The sequence below is a fragment of the Glaciecola sp. 33A genome, assembly GCF_002836745.1.
Lineage (GTDB): Bacteria > Pseudomonadota > Gammaproteobacteria > Enterobacterales > Alteromonadaceae > Glaciecola.
Genome location: NZ_PJAR01000024.1, coordinates 440,017 through 458,187 on the forward strand (window position 1 = coordinate 440,017; position 18,171 = coordinate 458,187).

Annotated in this window: 19 protein-coding genes; 10 read left to right on the forward strand and 9 right to left on the reverse strand. The window is 40.1% G+C overall.

From position 1 onward, the window contains the following. The first annotated feature begins 777 nt into the window (after nt 1-777). From CXF81_RS02320 to CXF81_RS02340, 5 genes are all read left to right on the forward strand, one after another. Nucleotides 778-1,218, forward strand: coding sequence for a universal stress protein (locus tag CXF81_RS02320; RefSeq protein ID WP_101179739.1), 441 nt, complete (start codon nt 778-780; stop codon nt 1,216-1,218). Between the two features lie 173 nt (nt 1,219-1,391). Next, a complete protein-coding gene (locus tag CXF81_RS02325; protein WP_101179741.1) occupies nt 1,392-2,162 on the forward strand; it encodes an ABC transporter ATP-binding protein in 771 nt (256 codons plus the stop codon). Between the two features lie 6 nt (nt 2,163-2,168). After that, entirely contained in the window at nt 2,169-2,879 is a 711-nt protein-coding gene (locus CXF81_RS02330; protein WP_101179743.1) for an ABC transporter permease subunit, read from the forward strand. After that, nucleotides 2,879-4,531: a GldG family protein gene (locus tag CXF81_RS02335; RefSeq protein ID WP_101179745.1), complete on the forward strand. Its 1,653-nt coding sequence runs from the start codon at nt 2,879-2,881 to the stop codon at nt 4,529-4,531. The genes CXF81_RS02330 and CXF81_RS02335 overlap by 1 nt, the downstream gene beginning before the upstream one ends. Nucleotides 4,532-4,550: 19 nt before the next feature. After that, on the forward strand, nt 4,551-5,012 hold the full coding sequence (locus CXF81_RS02340; RefSeq protein ID WP_101179748.1) for a DUF2721 domain-containing protein: 462 nt from the start codon (nt 4,551-4,553) through the stop codon (nt 5,010-5,012). A 62-nt stretch (nt 5,013-5,074) separates the two neighbouring features. On the opposite strand, the gene cydB is transcribed toward CXF81_RS02340, so the two are convergent. From cydB to cysD, 6 genes are all read right to left on the reverse strand, one after another. Beyond that, the gene (gene cydB, locus CXF81_RS02345) at nt 5,075-6,082 is read right to left on the reverse strand and encodes a cytochrome d ubiquinol oxidase subunit II (protein ID WP_101179750.1); all 1,008 of its coding nucleotides are present in this window, start codon (nt 6,080-6,082) and stop codon (nt 5,075-5,077) included. 1 nt (nt 6,083) lies between these two features. Continuing rightward, a complete protein-coding gene (locus tag CXF81_RS02350) occupies nt 6,084-7,511 on the reverse strand; it encodes a cytochrome ubiquinol oxidase subunit I (RefSeq protein ID WP_101179752.1) in 1,428 nt (475 codons plus the stop codon). Nucleotides 7,512-7,649: 138 nt separating this feature from the next. Then, entirely contained in the window at nt 7,650-8,198 is a 549-nt protein-coding gene (locus CXF81_RS02355; protein ID WP_101179754.1) for a GbsR/MarR family transcriptional regulator, read from the reverse strand. A 243-nt stretch (nt 8,199-8,441) separates the two neighbouring features. After that, nucleotides 8,442-9,332: a pseudouridine synthase gene (locus tag CXF81_RS02360; RefSeq protein WP_101179755.1), complete on the reverse strand. Its 891-nt coding sequence runs from the start codon at nt 9,330-9,332 to the stop codon at nt 8,442-8,444. A gap of 231 nt (nt 9,333-9,563) precedes the next feature. Continuing rightward, on the reverse strand, nt 9,564-10,370 hold the full coding sequence (locus tag CXF81_RS02365; protein WP_101179756.1) for a DUF6671 family protein: 807 nt from the start codon (nt 10,368-10,370) through the stop codon (nt 9,564-9,566). Nucleotides 10,371-10,385: 15 nt separating this feature from the next. Beyond that, a complete protein-coding gene (gene cysD, locus CXF81_RS02370; protein ID WP_101179757.1) occupies nt 10,386-11,297 on the reverse strand; it encodes a sulfate adenylyltransferase subunit CysD in 912 nt (303 codons plus the stop codon). Between the two features lie 253 nt (nt 11,298-11,550). On the opposite strand from cysD, the gene CXF81_RS02375 reads away from it, so the two are divergent. After that, complete coding sequence (locus CXF81_RS02375; RefSeq protein WP_101179758.1) at nt 11,551-11,949, forward strand: hypothetical protein; 399 nt, start codon at nt 11,551-11,553, stop codon at nt 11,947-11,949. 12 nt (nt 11,950-11,961) lie between these two features. Beyond that, nucleotides 11,962-12,270, forward strand: a complete 309-nt coding sequence (locus tag CXF81_RS02380; protein WP_101179759.1) for a helix-turn-helix domain-containing protein — start codon at nt 11,962-11,964, stop codon at nt 12,268-12,270. Between the two features lie 44 nt (nt 12,271-12,314). On the opposite strand, the gene CXF81_RS02385 is transcribed toward CXF81_RS02380, so the two are convergent. Beyond that, complete coding sequence (locus CXF81_RS02385; protein WP_101179760.1) at nt 12,315-12,575, reverse strand: DUF5062 family protein; 261 nt, start codon at nt 12,573-12,575, stop codon at nt 12,315-12,317. 390 nt (nt 12,576-12,965) lie between these two features. Here CXF81_RS02385 and CXF81_RS02390 point away from each other — a divergent pair, with 390 nt between their 5' ends. From CXF81_RS02390 to CXF81_RS02400, 3 genes are all read left to right on the forward strand, one after another. Further along, nucleotides 12,966-13,886 carry a cation diffusion facilitator family transporter gene (locus CXF81_RS02390; protein WP_101179761.1) on the forward strand — a complete coding sequence of 307 codons (921 nt, stop codon included), beginning with the start codon at nt 12,966-12,968 and terminating at the stop codon, nt 13,884-13,886. A 133-nt stretch (nt 13,887-14,019) separates the two neighbouring features. After that, nucleotides 14,020-15,579 (forward strand): HAMP domain-containing sensor histidine kinase, encoded by a 1,560-nt coding sequence (locus CXF81_RS02395; RefSeq protein WP_101179762.1) that lies wholly within the window; start codon nt 14,020-14,022, stop codon nt 15,577-15,579. After that, nucleotides 15,576-16,253, forward strand: a complete 678-nt coding sequence (locus tag CXF81_RS02400; protein ID WP_101179763.1) for a response regulator transcription factor — start codon at nt 15,576-15,578, stop codon at nt 16,251-16,253. The genes CXF81_RS02395 and CXF81_RS02400 overlap by 4 nt, the downstream gene beginning before the upstream one ends. A 33-nt stretch (nt 16,254-16,286) precedes the next feature. Here the strand turns inward: CXF81_RS02400 and CXF81_RS02405 are convergent, their stop codons facing one another. Beyond that, complete coding sequence (locus CXF81_RS02405) at nt 16,287-17,177, reverse strand: delta-class carbonic anhydrase (protein ID WP_198556297.1); 891 nt, start codon at nt 17,175-17,177, stop codon at nt 16,287-16,289. A 176-nt stretch (nt 17,178-17,353) separates the two neighbouring features. Continuing rightward, nucleotides 17,354-18,025, reverse strand: a complete 672-nt coding sequence (locus CXF81_RS02410) for an OmpW family outer membrane protein (protein ID WP_101179764.1) — start codon at nt 18,023-18,025, stop codon at nt 17,354-17,356. Between the last annotated feature and the right edge of the window lie 146 nt (nt 18,026-18,171).

Sequence of the window (18,171 nt, forward strand, 5' to 3'; positions counted from 1 at the left end):
TAAGGATGGATTGATGCAATATTCTTAATTCCTCTTTTTCTGTTTCCAAGTGCCGCCATATTGATAACCCGGTTTTATTTTCGCTTTTAATTGACAGCTGGGACAGACAAAAAGCCAAGCCTCCTGAAATTGAACCCTAATCCTATAAAACACCGGCTCGCTTATTCCGCAGCTATCGCAGGATTTTAGCTGACGCTCTCTTGTTAATTTCCCCATGCAATTATATTGGCCTCGTCTTATTGGTGTTTATCTGCGCTGATGCAGCCCTTACTTATTATGCCTTAGATCAAGCCTATAAGAGAATTGTCGATACAAAATTAGTAAACGTAACGAGTGAATTGATGCTCGAGCTGCAAAAAAACGTCGACTGTCGGCGGGTTTTAGTATTTTTCGTTATTATTTAATAATAACGACCATATGGCGTGTATTTCATTATTGATACAGATCAAATTGACGATGCCTTCTCAATGTACTTTTGAGTTGAGCATTTTGTTGTATCAGCTCCTCTTTCATTAAATCTATCAGCATGCTGATAGCAACCCAATCAAGCAAAAGCTGCTGGTTTAACTGAATCGCTTTTTTAATCCAGTGGACACTCTCTAAATCGAAGATCCACTCTGATAACGTTTTCCCTAATTTAAAATAAACTAAAAATAGGATTTAGATTTGATTTGGGTCAATTTCCACTGACTTTACTTTGTTAATATGAAGTTACGTTTAAACAAACAGCCTCTGTGTGATTACAAGTGTGATCGAAATGCTTCAAGGAATAAAAATATGAGTAATTATAAAAAGATATTAGTCGCAATAGATATTAGTGCAGATTATGAAACCGTTATTCACCAAGCACTGAGTGTTTGTCAGTCTCCTGAAGAGCTAAGTCTTGTATATATCCCGGTATCTGCGGTCTATATTCAACCTTATCTTTATGGGGCGGATTATAACGTGATTGATGATTCTGATCGGATGGCTAGGGCTCAAAAAAAGCTAGATGATATTGCGCATAAATTTGGGATCAAACAAAAGAATGTTTATTTGAAGGCCGGCGATGCCTCTGATGAGATACAAAATTTTGCGAATGAAATTCATGCAGACTTAATTGTAATAGGCACGCATGGTAGAAGTGGGATCAAATTACTTCTTGGATCAACAGCCAACGCAGTGTTGCATGGCGTGAAACAAGATGTACTTGCAGTTCGTGTGCATGACCAAAAATAAGTGGTGTTATTATACCTATCCAAAATGCAGTTCCTGTCGACATCGTATGACTGACAAATCTCGAGAAGATGCAGGTGCATTATTATTTAGCTTTCCTAATTAAGGGTATGTTCTATACTTACTCGCTTGGGGCGCTTAATTTTTACCGCACTAATGCGAGAGGTTCGATGTAGATGTTGATTGCTAAACATATTAGTAAAAAATTTGGTGTATACCAAGCGTTAGAAAATGTTTCATTCGAAATAAATAAAGGTGATATTGTTGGCTTCTTAGGTAAAAATGGCGCGGGGAAAACCACTTTAATGCGCATACTGACGACTTTCCTCACTGCATCCGCTGGGACCGTTATTATTGATGGTGAGGACATTGGCAAACATTCTCTATCGGTTAGGGAAAAAATAGGTTATTTACCCGAAAAACCCCCCTTATATAGCGACATGACAGTCAAAAGCTACTTAAAATTTGCAGCTCAAATAAAAGGGGTATCAGCAAAAAAAGAATCATTTCAGGTTGCTAAGGTACTGGATGACTGCGATCTAAATCGGGTTGAAAAGCAAAAAATTGCTACCTTATCCAAAGGCTATCAGCAACGTGTAGGCATAGCTCAGGCGATTATTCATGAACCTAAATTGCTTATTTTGGATGAACCGACAAGTGGTCTTGATCCAATACAAATTCTGCAAGTGCTTGCTTTAATTAAAAACCAGAGAGATCAGAGAACCGTTTTATTAAGCACCCACACCTTAAATGAAATTGAGCAAGTTGCGCAGCGTGTATTAATGATGAAGTCGGGAAAAATTGTGCTTGATGCACCCTTAAACGAGTTGCTGGAAAAGAAACAACTAGCTCAATCATATCCTATTACTTTGGAACAAATCTTCATCGAGTATCATCAAGAGACACCACCGAGACCTTTTGTATCTGCATCATCAGTAAAGGGGTAATGGAAGATGAATAAAACCTTCGCGATAGTAAAAAAAGAATTACACAGTTACTTTAGTTCACCCATCGCATACATTATTCTGATAGCCACACTTTCGCTGTTTAATGTTTTCTTTTTTTTCATTATTGACCAGAATCACGAAGCATCGTTGCGTGATATTTTCATACTGATGGAGTTTATGTTTGTATTCTTAATTCCGTTACTCACGATGAGAATGTTCTCGGAAGAAAAAGCCAATGGTACGATGGAGTTTTTACTCACATCACCACTAACGCTTACCATGATTGTGTTGGGTAAGTATTTCAGTATGTTGATCTTTTTCACCTTATTGATAAGCATGACCGCAACTTACTATTTTATTTTGGACTATTTTGGTGATCCAGATCCAATCAGTATTCTTTCTGGGTATGTTGGGATTTGGTTAGAAGGGGCATTTTTTATTGCTATCGGCTTACTTGTTTCTTCCTGGACGCGTAATCAGATAATTGCAGCATTAGTGTCTTACGCGTTGATATTTTCACTTTATTTTGCGGCTAGTTTCACTAAGTATTTTACCGGTTCTGTAGAGAGTTTTTTTATGCAAAGTAGCACTCGAACACACTTAGAAAACTTTGCAGTTGGCATAATTACGCCCAGTAATATTACTTATTATCTAACTGGTATCATTCTTTGTTTAGTCTTAACAAGGTTGAGTATCGACAATAGGCTGTGGCAATAATGAGCAAATCAATTTTTAGTATGCGCTCACCTTTGCTGGCATTGCTGCCATTCTTTTGTGGCTTGTCACTCTTGGTTCTCGCTCTAGGCGTCGCTCTTTTTTATATTGAACAACAGCTTTCTTATCTAAGCATAGGCTTGCTAATTTGCAGTGGCATGGCCCTTGTTATTTTACTAGGCATAGCCGTAACGTATCGAGTTAATGCAGCCAACTCGAGATTTATAACGTTTTTTGTTCCCAAACGTTGGAAAAAATTTGCGACTATTATGTTGATAACTATTGCCAGTGTGACGTTTATTGGAGGTAGTAATTATTTAGCTAATAGCTCGACACTTCGATGGGATATAACAAAAGACAAGCAACATACCTTGTCTGCAAATACGGTTGAATTTGTTAGTGTACTTGAACGTGATATTCAACTAACTGCATTTTATGTTGGGGTTCCTCCGAAATATTTACAAGACCTTTTCAATGAATATGAGAGAGCGTCTGGCGGGGTAGTGACAACTGAAATCATTGACCCTATTGAACAAGTTGCCTACGCGGCAACATTTGGTAATGTGATTAATAGCCAAGAGCAAAAAGTGATTGTTCAATCTGGCAACAACCGCAAAGACGTCGACTTTACCCAGGACTCCTTGTCAGAAGAACGTCTAACAAATGCGATTGCGAGTGTCAGTCGTGCTCAAAAGACGGTTTACTTTCTGACCGGGCATGGCGAATATTCAATAGAAAATGAAGAAAATACGGGTTTGTCTAAGTTTACTCAGTTACTTGCGGCCAACAATATTTTAAGTAAACCGTTGATGCTTGGTATTAGCCAGTCGATTCCTGATGACTCCGATGTACTGATTATAGCGGGTCCGAAAAATGAACTAACCGAAGAAGAAGAAAACTTAATTGAAGGCTATTTATTAAAAGGCGGGGACGCCTTATTTCTGATTGAACATACCGTTGTCACCACACCAGATAAACCCTTGAATGCAGCGCAGATGCGACAAAATCCGGATTTAAATTCACTTCTCAATAAATGGGGACTCAATGTTGAATCGGATATTGTGGTTGATTTAACTAGCCATGTTGGTGACGACGTTGGTAGTCCGGCAACCAAAAATTATCAGAAGCATAAGGCGATTACCGAAGGTTTAGATTATACGTTTTACGTCCGTCCACGCTCTATTAATTTATTGGAAAATCGTCGCCCCAACATAAAACATGCCGTCATTGCATCAACCGCATCGACAAAAAATAGTTGGGCTGAAAGCAATCGAAATTTAGACGTAAAGTTTGATAAAGGCATTGATACAGCAGGCCCTGTGCCTTTTTCTTATGTCGTTATTGACGAAAAAGAAGCCGAGAGCACAAAGAAAGGTCAAACCTCAGATACCCGATTAATAGTGTTCACCGACGCAGACTTTTTAACTAACGTTTATATTGACCAATATAGTAATGCACAGATGGGACTTAATATCGTGAACTGGTTGTCAGAGCTAGACTACAGGGCATTTCTTGGCAACAAAAAAATTGCGGTTGAGCGGCTAGATTTAACCAGCAAGCAAAAACGACAAGTTATCGTAGTACTCTTTTTGTTACCTTTTACTTTCATTATTGTGGGCTTAATTATATGGTTACGAATTAGGTATATAGTATGAATTTTAAAAAGAGACGTCAGTGGAAACAATTATTACACAAAGTGCAGTTGAAATTATTCAGTTGGCCTTGGCCCCTATTTTTCTTATTGTTGGTATCGGTAACTTGGTCAACGTAGCCACCGGCCGCGTATCTAGGATCATAGACAGAGCAAGATGGTTTGGCAATCTGGCAAGGGAAGAACCAGAACGTATAAATGAGAAAGCGATACTAGAAATTAGAGCGTTAAACAAGCGCATGAGACTGGCTAATTGGTCAATAAATTTCTTAGTTGCGTCGGCGGTAGTTACTTGCTTCACGGTTATGTTAGTCATGATCAATGGCTTAGTAAGCACAAATTTAGACATCACAATTATAATCACTTTTATGATGTGCATGGTCTTCTTAACCGGAGGCTTGATTGCTTTTTTTCTTGAAGTTAGCTTAGCCACGGCAACGTTAAAAATCAGAGCGGTGGATGTAAGCCAGTTTAAGCAGGATTAATTACGGAGCATCAACCGATGCTCCGAATAAGCTGATGCTTTGCACTTACCAGTGTTTCTTTTTTAGTAGTAGCGTAACTTCTCAGCTTTGCCTCTAAACGTATAATATGAAATTACGGTATAGCCACCAATAAACGGCAATACAAATAGACTCCCAACTAAAATGATACGCAGTGATTCGGGCGCACTTGCGGCTTCAAATAAAGTCAATTCACCAGGCACAACATAAGGATAAAAGCTAAAGCTCAAACCTAAGAAGCAACAAACAAACACGATAACCACCATATAAAATGGTAATGAAGCACCATGATCATCCGCTAACGGTAACCGCGATAGCACTAAGTAGCCCAAAATAAACATAAAAAAACACAGTAGTGGGATAGCTGCGTAAAGATAGGCCCATGGTAATTGAGTCCATATTTTAAGCACCGACTGATTTACCAATGGGTTGATTAAACTGACGGTCAAAATGCCCAATGCACTCAACACGCCGGCTCTTTTGGCCCAGCCGATAGCTCTTTTCTGAAAATCCTCGGTGGTTTTCATTATTAGCCAAGTTGACCCAATAAGGCTATATGCCGCAACAACACAAAACCCACTAAAAGTGGCGAACAATATCGAATACACATTGTACTCAAGTCCCATCACGTAGAGTCCTAGCATGAAGCCTTGCATAAAAGCAGTTACATATGAGCCGATTTTAAATGTGTAATCCCAGACAATTTTACGCGTTTGCTTAACTTTTGCTCTAAAATCAAAAGCGACGCCTCTTAATATTAAGCCAATCAACATTAGGGTTGCGGGTAAGTAAAGTGCTTTTAAAATAGCACTATGTGCTGCGGGGAAGGCGACCAATAACAATCCCACAGCAAGTACTAGCCAAGTTTCATTCGCGTCCCAAAAAGGCCCTATGGACGATATAGCGACATCTCTCTGCTCTGCGTTGTCCATAGGCAATAAAATACCAACACCTAAATCATAGCCATCTAATATTGCATACAATAAAATTGAAATAGAGATTAAAACACCAAAGACAATAGGTAGGCCTTGCGCTGAAAACATAAAATCCATATTAAGCCTCTTTTGTTTGAGTTAATGGGATCGAGCGAGTCGTTGAATTTGCTGTTGCTGCGACCTTATGCTCACTAGCGGTCTCGCTTTTAGTTTCAATAATGCCAGGAGGAACTAAATCATATTCTTCAACTTCGATCGCTTTACGCGCGAGTAAAAATAAGGTTTTTACATACACGGTGAGCAGTACAATGTACAACGTCACATAAAGTATAAAAGTAAAGAGCACATTGTCTGAGGCTATTGTTGTGACCGCATCAGCGGTTTTCAGTACGCCACTGACCAGATATGGCTGACGACCAATTTCTGTTACATACCAGCCAGCTAACGTGGCAACCCATCCTATGAAGGTCATCGCAATTAAAATACACAATTGAGGTTTGGCCAGTGCTTTTTTTCGAATTAGACTGTAACTGCACCACCAAGCGACAAGTATCATACTAAACCCAATGCCGACCATGACTCTAAAACTATAGAAAACAGGAGCAACTGGGGGATGCTTTCCCTCAAACTCATTAATACCTTTGACTTCACCATTGAAGTCATGAGTTAAGATAAAACTGGTCATCTTAGGTATTTCAATTGCAAATTTATTGGTTTTTGTTTCCTTATCTGGGATACCAAATAACACTAATGGTGCGCCTTTCTGAGTCTCCCATAAGCCTTCCATAGCGGCTACTTTCTGTGGTTGATGCTCCAATGTATTGAGGCCATGTAAATCACCTACAAAAACTTGCATAGGAGCCAATAAAGCCGCACTAAAGATAGCTGTTCGCAAGGTTATTCTAGGGGCTTTTTTATTATCACCTCGATAAATCCGATAAGCTGACAGCCCCGCCACTAAGAAACAAACAGTCAACGAAGACGCCATTAGCATGTGCGTAAATCGATATGGAAATGACGGATTAAATATAATTGCAAACCAATCTGTGGCGTGGACCACTCCGTCAATTAATTCAAAACCTGCTGGAGTTTGCATCCAAGAATTAAGTACAATTATCCAAAACGCTGACATTGTAGTGCCAAAAGCCACTAAAAAAGTTGCTCCGGTATGCACCCATGATGGCACACGACGAAAACCAAATAACATAATGCCGAGCATAGTGGCTTCTAAGAAAAATGCAGTTAGTATTTCGTAAGCAAGTAATGGTCCTGCTATATTCCCGATAGTTTCCATGAAACCAGGCCAGTTGGTGCCAAACTGGAAAGACATTGTAATGCCACTGACAACGCCTAAGGCAAACGTTAACGCAAATACCTTTACCCAAAAGCGATATGCACGCATCCAGACTGGGTGTTTTGAAAGGTCATAACGCACTTTAAAATAGAATAGTAACCAACCAAGTGCGATAGTGATGGTCGGAAAAAGAATATGAAAGCTAATATTAGCAGCAAACTGGATCCTGGAAAGTATGAGTATATCAAACATGATAATCTCCTGTAGAGATAACAAATCCGTTTAGGAAAAACAACAAAAGAAGGCAATTGCCCTACTTATTTTGTCGCCTTGAAAATAACAATCTAGCGATAATTGCCTTAAATAGTGAAACTGCTTACATGGCTCTAATTATCCTTCTTTTTTCATTAACAGCTTATCTCTCATGTCTAATACTTTTCCTACACCAGAACCTAGCTTCATTAATGTATTGAGTTTTTCTGGGCTCAACGACTGTAAACTCTGTGTCCAATGTGTAATGTTTTCTAACAGATCATGAATCTCTGATATTTGAGTTTGCGCGTACTTTTCAGAGTCATTAGCAGCTTGGTCAAGTAAAATATCGCGCAATAGGGTGAGGGTGGGATCAATTTCACGTTTGCGTCGCTCTTCGAAAACTCGATTAGCCATGTCCCAAATGGTACCTTTGTTTTGATAGTATTCTTTGCGATCACCCGGCTTGTGAATCGTTGCGGCGAGTTGCCACGCATTGAGTTCCTTCAGCCCCATGCTGACATTACCTCGTGAAATACTCAGTGTTTCTGCAATTTCATTGGCGGTGAGCGGGTTCTCAGTCATGACAAGTAGTGCGTATATTTGCCCTACAGTTCGGTTAAACCCCCATTTACTGCCCATCTCGCCAAAGTGCATAACAAAAGATTCAATCATGGGTGTCATCATTACCTTTCTCCATATTTAGTCGTATATTTGTTTCAGAAGTAACTTTACGTTCTGAAGTTTCAATAATTAATGAAAGTATAATGTATTATTGATTTAAATCAATAGAATCGTTTGAAAATCGGGTAATGTAAATTGCATTTTTATTAGGCGTGGTGTAACGCAATGCTGACACTTCTCACCACAACACCGCGCGAAGGAAACGAGTGAGCTAAGCTAATATAATATTGTTAGTCAACGTGTCGGTTAGTTTAGATTGAGTTCGGTGTTACTAGAAAAGCATCGTTGTTGTTGTGTCATAGGGTCAATAAACTGTAGCTTTTGTGCCAATAGCTGCAAAGGTTTAGTGTAATCATCTGGCTTACTAGGTTGTAACTCAGGGTAGTAAGTATCATGCAATAACGGCCATCCAAGGCTTTGCATATGAAGACGCAGTTGGTGGGTTTTGCCGGTTATGGGGTGTAGCTCAAATAAGGCTTTGGCGGCTGAAGTTTGCAGGCAGCGAATGCGGGAATGGCTGTTGGCGAGGCCCTCAACAATGTGCATTAAAAATCTAGGTTCGCTTTTCTGCAAGCGATTTTTAATCTCCCATTGCTGGTTTTTTATTGGCAAATTGTTAATCGTGCTAGCGATGGCCTGATAGGTTTTGTTGACCTGTTGTGTTTCAAATAGAGCGTGATACTGCTGACGTGAATTGGGATTAACTGAAAATAATACCAAACCTGCGGTGGCTTTATCGATGCGATGTACTGCCTGCAAGTTATGATTGCCTAAGGTATTACGCAAGCGGTTTTGCAGGCATTCTTCAATATACTTACCACCTGGTGTGACAGGTAGAAAATGAGGCTTGTAGGCGACGACGATCAAGTCGTCCTGAAAAATAATTCTTTCTTCAAAAGGAATGACAGGCTCACATTCAACTTCACGATAGTAGTAAACTCGTTGCTGGGCCATAAACGGAGTTAGTGTGTTGATTAAAGACCCGTCATGCCAATGAACTTTGCCATCCGTCATACGCTGTCGCCACGTAGCGTTAGTTATGGCTGGAAACTTGAGAATAAGAAATTCCAGAACAGTAGTCACACCTGGATTATGCTGAGGAAGGCTGAGCTTGGACGGGGACTTGGCTATTACCATAATGATGCTCGTAGTTGACCCTATAAAGGCCTTTTTGATATAAGTTGATGCCATCAGTATATAACGTTTTTATCTTTACTTGTGAGCGAAGTAAAGAGGCTGACACAAAAACGGTAAAGCAAATACTCAATGTAGTTTGGGAATACTGAAATGGCGATGAAAAAAACGATGTTGGCTAATCATCATCAACGCTGATGAAAGAGAGCGCAATATACACTAAAAACCGCAACCCTACGGGTTACAAAAATTGCAATAAAACGCACTTCCTATTTTACTCGCATTGAGGTCGTGTCGATGATATCCGCAATGAGAGCAGGTGGGAAGCAGCGGCTGCATCTGATTAGTCGGCAACGTGCATATTTCACACACTAAATATGAGGCCTTAGCATGTTCGGGTGAGTAATCTACCTTGGCGCATTGAGGGCAAAAAGAACTCAGTCGTTGTATCAAATTCACCGCCGCTTTGCTGATCACGACCTGGCGCTGTGGGCAATACATGGCGCGAAAATCGGGCTCAAGATAAACAGGAAAGGTTAAGGTTTGTGCCATCAGATGACTTACGCTGAGTCCTTTTTCCCAGCCGTCCATGGTTTTTAACATCCAATATTGATTGTGTTCAAATATGCTTAACTTTTCGCATAGTTCATCTTTATGCTTTGCATCAATAGGCCCTAGCTTGATGGGTTGCTGTACTCTAGCCACAATTTCAATATTCTTTTGTGTGTCTACAAAAGCCAAAAATTCTTCATCTAACAAGCCAATGCCAAACAAACTGCTAATACTGCCTTCGCTGCCCAAGCCTTTTGAACAATTTGTCAACTCGCAAGCTAAGTAAGCCTTCTTCAATGCGGTTTGTGCTGCCGATAATTTGCGTTCTGTGAGGTGATCAAAGCTACCGAGCGTATCTGTATCGAAGGCATTGGTATGCTGAATTTGGCTATTATAGGTGTTAGCAAAAATAGGAGAGAGCAGGGCTTCCTTGCCATGTTTAGTTAAAAATGCAATATTTTCATTTGGGATTTTAGTGCTTTTAGTCATATTAATCGGATCAGTCTAGAAGTAACCTTCGCGCTTTTTCTTTTCCATTGAGCCGGTTTGATCTTTATCTAACAAGCGACCTTCACGTTCGCTTGTTTTACTCGAAATCATTTCCAGGACAATCCCTTCTCGTGTGTTGGCTTTGCTTAATACAGCCCCAGTTTGTGGATAACAACCCAATGTCCTAAAGCGTATCCAGCGTTTTTGTAAACTGGCAGTTTCATTCTTAGTTAAGTGCGGTAGCATTCTATCGTCGTCCAAACCAAGTATCTGTGCACTGTCTTCGTCTACCCAGCTCATGCGTTCGGCGGCGAAATACAGCGGTACGATGTCGATTTTTTCTTCAAGAATATAAAGCCAAATATCAAGTTCGGTCCAGTTTGATAATGGAAATACACGAACCGATTCGCCATTATTTATTTGCGTGTTGTAAATCGACCAAAGTTCGGGACGTTGTTGTTTAGGATCCCATTGGTGGTCTGCATTACGCACTGAAAATATTCGCTCTTTGGCGCGAGATTTTTCTTCATCACGTCTAGCACCGCCTAGTGCAGCATCAAACTTATGCTTATTGAGTGCTTGCTTTAGTGCAATGGTTTTCATGTGATCGTTATATTTAACTGAGCCTGACTCAATAGGATGGATGCCTAAATTAAGCGCTTCTTGATTTGTATGCACAATTATGTCTACGTTGTACTTTTCTTGTAGGTTATCGCGAAACGCACCCATTTCATGAAATTCCCAAGTGGTGTCCACATGCAAAAGTGGAAAGGGGACTTTATTTGGGTAAAAGGCCTTACGTGCTAAATGTAGCATTACCGTTGAATCTTTGCCAATTGAATAAAACATACACGGATTATCAAACCCAGCAGCAACCTCGCGCATAATATGGATAGCTTCTGCTTCTAACAATTTAAGGTGGGCCATGGAATTCCTTTATTCATACGATTTCGAGCATTGATAATTCAAGAATTTATAATAAATTTAAGTGCAGAATAAGTGTAATTTGCACTTTTGATAAGTCGTCATTTATGTTGTTGTTACTTAGGTTTTTGTGATGCAAGAGATTTAGGTGGCGCTTCGCTGTCAGGTGTCAAATAGGTGCCTGACACTAAACTGTCGTCGTTTTTAAGTTTAATTAATGTCATTCTGAGCCCTGTTAATAATTAGGAGAAATAAAATGATAAATAATAAAGTCACTTACAAAGAAAAGATATTCCCATACTGGCGCACTAAATTTATTAGCTATTTTGATATTGGTGAATATACAGTAAAGATTGATTTGTCGACGCTGACGGCCAGAGAAAGTGTTTATGTCGATAACGTATTAGTGTCGAAAAAGCGAAACTTAGGACAACATTCCATACATAGTTTTTTTATTGATGACAACAAGTATGAGCTTTTAGTGGACATTAAAAATTCATTTAAGGGTCCTATCGATATAACTTTGCGAAGTAAGGGTATTGATATTGACGGCGATCATTGGGTATTTCCTTCGGCCCGCCCGGGTCTGATCACTGGCTTATTGTTTGCTGCGATCGGTTTCTTTAGCGCTATTATTTTTAATACACTTTTGTAAGGCTGATGGTCAATGGATTTAAATTCGACTAAAATTAGAGAGATAAGAACGAGTAAAGGTTGGACTCAACAGCAACTTGCTGAAATAAGTGATTTGAGCCTACGAACGATCCAGCGTGTTGAAGTTCAAGGTCTTGGCTCGTTAGAAACCAGTAAGTCATTAGCTGCTGCATTTGAAGTAGAAAGAGATCTACTGTTAACAGCAATTAATAACCCGACAAAAGACAAAGGACCATCCAAAAGAATAAATACTTACTTTCTCTTGTTGAGTTTTATGGCTGGCTCGCTTATCGGTGCAATGGGCTTATGGTTAATCACTTGATCGCTTATTAAATAAGCATATTTCAATCTACAACGTTCTATCGCTTACCTCAGTAATTCATGATCGGCGGGCAATTTACTACTGATCCACATAACTAAGCGATGTTTTAAACTAGCCAAATCCTCTTTATCCTCAGGTAAAGGGGGGATTAACTTGTCATGTACTAAGAGCCGATACAAACTTTCAATTTTTTGTTTTGCTGAATCATTCGGTGAAAAGGCTTTGTAGCCTCGTTTGACAGCGTAGCCTTCAGCAACTGTAAGCGCTTTTTTTAGCAGCGCACTTTCATTTTTGATTTTTTTCATTTATTACCATCTCAATAGGTATATCGAAGGTTGCAGCCAAAAAGAATAAACGCTATACCAGAACTATGCAATAGATGCAGATTTTTACCAGTTTATGTCTAGGTCTATACATGAGCTTAGAACGATATTTTGGGCAATTATTTAACCGTTTATAGACTAAACCAGCGAGCTGTATTTTGTTGTTTATGGCAGCCTTATTACTATTAGATCAGGGTAGCAGAGGAGTCAGAATACTGAAGGGGAATATCACTCTTTGCTAAGCCCATATGTTGTCAAAAAGAGACTTGTATTAGCTATCCAAAGTACTAAAAAATTATTTTTTAAAATCACTATCTAATTTAAAAAAGTGGAGTAAAATCCGCAAATTATCACCTTCTCAGTCTATTTTTAATGATCATCGGTTTTCACGAGAAAAAGGAAAAGCGCCTATTAACACTGTCTTTTTACGTCGCTGGATTATTTGTTTTTGTCGCTTTAGGCTTTGCACTTATTACCCATTCTGGTGCGATCCTTTTTGACGGTATCTATTCCCTTATTGCTTTTTTCATGGCTTTGCTAACGCTCAAAGTGGCTAACCTTGTGCAGATGCCCGACGACGACCGATTCCACTTTGGCTATACCGCCATCGAACCCACTCTGAATCTATTTAAGTCATTAATTATCATTGCCACTTGTTTGTACGCTGTTGTCGGGTCTATAACTAGCTTATTAACAGGGGGCAATTCAGCTGAGTACGGACTGGCGATGATTTATGGTGCTATTGCAACCATCGGCTGTTTTGCAATATCTGCTTATATGAAGCATCAAAGCAGTAGTTTGCGTTCGGACTTGGTTGGCGTTGATGCGCGTACTTGGTTTGTGGATGGCGTACTCAGCATATCGATCCTACTAGGTTTTGCCCTTGCTTACTTTATTGAACAAACGCGCTTTTCGGCATACGCCCCTCTTGTCGACCCAATATTACTTATTTTATTGGGTACAGCGATTTTACCTATACCCGGAAAAATTATGCTCGATAGCTTAAAAGAAGTCATTAATAAAGCGCCGCCTGAGGCTGTTACTGCAGTTATTGAGAAAAAACTTAAGCAAACGCTTGTCGCTGTGACTTATGAACATGTTGAAGTGCGAATAAGCAAACGCGGAAGAGATCTGTATATATTGGTGCATATCATAGTCGATGAGTCATTTTCAGTCGCCACTATTAGTGAACTCGATGACATTCGTATCAGTTGCGAAGCCGCAATGCGTGAGTGGGACCCTTCGATTATTATGGATATATTGTTTATTAAAGATGCCAGGTTGGCAGGGTAGGCTAGATAAATTGATGTAACACCTTCTTAATATCATGCCTGAAGATAAACCCGTTGACGTACTTATTTAGTCTATTGCTAAGACTAACTCGTGTGTGTAATCTACTTGATTCCTTCTGCTACATTAGATACGCATGTACAAACGTAAACTTTTTTACTTCGGCCTCACCACTGCTTTTATTCTATTTATCGCACTCATTAGCACTGCCATATCGGCGCATTTAACGCGCGGCAATTTGCAGCAAAGTAACATTGCGCAATCGTTGCTGGTTGAGCATGAAAAGCTGTCGAGTATTTCATATCGATTATTCAAGCAACTTACCGACGAAATAATATTTGGACGCAATGCTAATCAAGCATACGTTAGAAAAAAGCAAAAAGTGATTCAAGAATCACTGGAGCAAATTAGGCAGCTGGAGCTAGAGCAGCGTAAAGCGTTGGGCGTATCTTTTACGCAAGGTAGTGTTGAGGATACCGATGAATTAGTGCGTCTAATAGATGAGATCATTGCCGAATTTGAAGCGGTTGTGATCAGTAATAATCAGGCTCCACTTAGCCAGCAAGAACAACTTCGTCGTTTGCTCGAGGTCACCATTGATGACCAGTTTAGAGAAGCGATTAATTCAGCCGTTGCTCGTCAAAGCCGCGTGGTGGCTGCAATCAATGCTCGAATTGATACCTTGAATACCACTATTGTGTGGTTTACTGTAGGCCTAGGTGCGTTGTCGCTACCACTCATACTGTATGGCTGTTATTGGCTTTTTAATCAGCTATATCAGCCATTGATTTTAATTGGTAATGCTACCAATGCCATTGCTTCAGGGAATTATGGGCAGCCTATATCGGTTAAATTGGACGATGAATTTGAGGAACTAGCAGCGTCGATAAATCAACTTGCGCGACGCCTTCAAGAGCATGAAAATAATGAAACTGCTTTACGCAAACAACTCGAATTGGAGGTCAAACAGCGTACCAGCGAACTGACTGATGCGAACCTACAATTGACCAAAATTGACTCCCGCCGTCGTCAGTTTATCGCTGATGTTTCGCATGAGTTACGCACACCGTTGACGATCATTAGAGGAGAAGCGCAAGTTACTCTCAGAATGCAGTCTGCGTCAGTCGAAGACTTTAACCAAACCTTAGTTTCTATACTAGAACAAGCGGTGAACCTGAGCCGATTAGTGGATGATTTATTATTGTTAACTCGTGCGGAAATGAACCAACTTAATTTAGACATGGCCCCAGTCCAAATTATGCCAATGCTCGAGTCAGAAGTCAGTAAGTGGGAAAAGCATGATGTGAACCGCAGTATTTTATTAGTCTCGGCAAATGAGTCAACTAAGGCAATTGCGATGATAGACAAACAACGCATTGGTCAAGTGCTGTCTATTTTACTTGATAATGCGACAAAATATTCAAAATCAAATCAACCGATAGAAATAGCATTAGGGAAGACGGATACATTTATTACTATTTCCATCAAAGATTCAGGTGAAGGTATTTCAGCTGCTGAAATAGATAATATATTTGAACGTTTTGTTCGCTTTAGTAAACATAATGAGGGCTTAGGTTTAGGTTTACCTATTGCAAAGGTCATAGTCGAAGCTCATGGCGGCCGAATTTCTGTTGAGTCATCACCAGGACAGGGCTCCACATTCTCAGTCATATTACCGATTGGAAAGTTGTTATGAAGATCCTACTAGCAGATGACGAAAAGCCACTCCTTAATTTCTTAGCACGCGGTTTGCGAGCTGAAGGCTATGAATGCACTTGTTTAAATGAACTGCATGAAGTGCTGCCATTTATTAAAAAACATATGCCACCAGTAGTTGTGCTCGATAGGTTGTTTGGTTCTCAAGATAGTTTGTCGATTATTGACTCAATCAAGACTTTACCAAGCCCGCCCATGGTGCTTATGCTAACTGCGTTGGATGAAGTGTCTGAACGAGTCAAGGGCTTGGAAATGGGAGCTGACGACTATCTTTGTAAACCCTTCGATTTTGATGAATTACTGGCTCGTATTTCAGCCTTAAGAAGGCGAATGAGTGCACCACAGCAAGTCAATCAAAACAACATCAAAATGGGAGGCTTAGAGTTAGCATTGCAAGAGAGAATTGTTTTTCTCAATGGAGAGGAATTAGCGTTAACCAAAATCGAATTTGAGTTGTTATTATATTTTGCAGAGAACCAAAATAAAGTGCTTTCGCGAGAACGCATATTAAGCCGTATTTGGCAGACATACAGCGACCCTAATACCAATATTATCGATGTATACGTCAGTAGACTGAGGAAGAAATTAGAAAGAGAGCCGCAGCTCTCTATACAAACATTGCGCGGTAATGGTTACCGTTTAGCATTAAAGTAGTGCGAACTATCTGCAGTAGTTCGCACCTATATCTTAGTTAATAATAGGTGATAGTAGCTTAGGGTTTCGCACTAAATTACGTACACCATGCGCATGGCCCTCTTTGAACACGTTGTCATCACACCACTCACTAACACTGTTGATATCGACAACAGCCACTTGTGGTCTGACACTCCAACTTACTTGCAAAGGTGATGCTTTCTCATTGTATGCTGGACCCGTGGTTGATCCTAAATACTGAATTGGTGCGCCCATATTAGTCGGCACATTTGGCGCTTGGTAATAACCGTCTACTTGAGTCACTTCTGCTAATTCACTGAAGTCCATTGCGTTTGTATCGTTAGCAAGCACAATCACTTGACCTTCAACTCGTAAACCTGGATTCATTGTACTTTCAGCTAAACAAGCACCGAGTGTTGGACCTGGTGCAACTTGTGCAGAAGAATATACAAAATGTACTTCCAAGGTATCACCAGATTGCAAAGCGTCGCCTTTAGCTGCACACACCTGGTTGCTGACTGGCTTCATTTGTGCAGCCGACAATTTACCGTTGTATACATAACCTGTGTTGGTACCTTTGCCGTCCCCGTTGCCAGCGTAAGTAGTAAAATCCCCGCCTTTATGCTCTGCATTTTTGTGAAAATGAATGTTGCATAGGTTAAGATCACTGCGCTCGGGAGCCGTTCCAAAACGACGTGAATTAGTCCCCGCTTTTTGGCCGATATCACGTGGTGACTGTGGACCAAAACCTTGAGCGTCTGTATTTTTTTCAAGGGTATCGCGTTGCTCAGAAACAACATTGTCTGCCACGGATTTGGCACTGGCTGCACTAGCACATAAAACCAGTGTTGCAAGTGCAATAGCAATTACGCTCTTTTGAGTAGAGCTTCTTTTACGAATAGCTGTCTTATTAAAAGCCTTCATTTTTATTCCTCTATGTAAAGCTTTGAACAGTGAATGTAAAAATTGATTGTGCACCTTAAGTGTAAATCATGCTTACTTCGTGTTCATTGTCTTTAAGGTTGTGTTACCGACATGGACATCCATCACGACAACATTATTTAGCGATTATTTTAGTGTATATTTACTAATCTACTGAATTAAAACCGATAGCCAACAGCAACGGTGTAAACCCATGGATCGATTTCGATGGATTCAATGCTGCCTTGTGCACCGTTAAGATTAAAACTTGCTTCGGTGTCAATATCTATCCAGCGAATTGAGGCATTAACGAACCATTCTTCATCTACCATATAGTCTGCACCTAGTTGTGCAGCCAAGCCAAATGAGTTATCTAATGATAAGTCTTGCAATCCAATGGCTGCATTTTGAGAAGTAAATTGTTCGTCAAAAAATAGGGTGTAGTTTAAACCAACACCTGCATATGGCTTCAAGACGCTGTTACCAGTATCGAAATAGTAGTTAACGCTTATCGTGGGTGGTAAATGTGTCACTTCAGCAAGCTGATTACCGGTATCCAACGGATTGGGTAAACCAAAGTTCACATCATGCTTAAATGGGGTCGCGGCCAGCACTTCAATATTAATGTTGTCTGTCATGAAGTAGGCGAAATTAAGTCCTAGTTGGGTGTTGTTGCCGACACCAACATTAACCCCAAGATCGCTACCTGCAATGATGTTGGATGAAGATTCATTGGGGCTCACTGTTGCTAGGCCTCCTCTAACAAGTATGTCGCCTTTTTCAAAAGCAAAAGCGGTCTGGGACACAACTAACGTGGCGAGCGCCAAAATAACAGCACTTGGTTTTTTCATAATGCACCTGTAATAGTTAAAGTTCAGAGTACACATTCTATTGGAAGTATCTAAAAAAGACGTTGCGGGAATATTAAAATTAGATTAAAAATGGTGCTGCGTCTTTTTATTATGAAGCTTGACGCCGGATACTCCAGGAGAGAGAA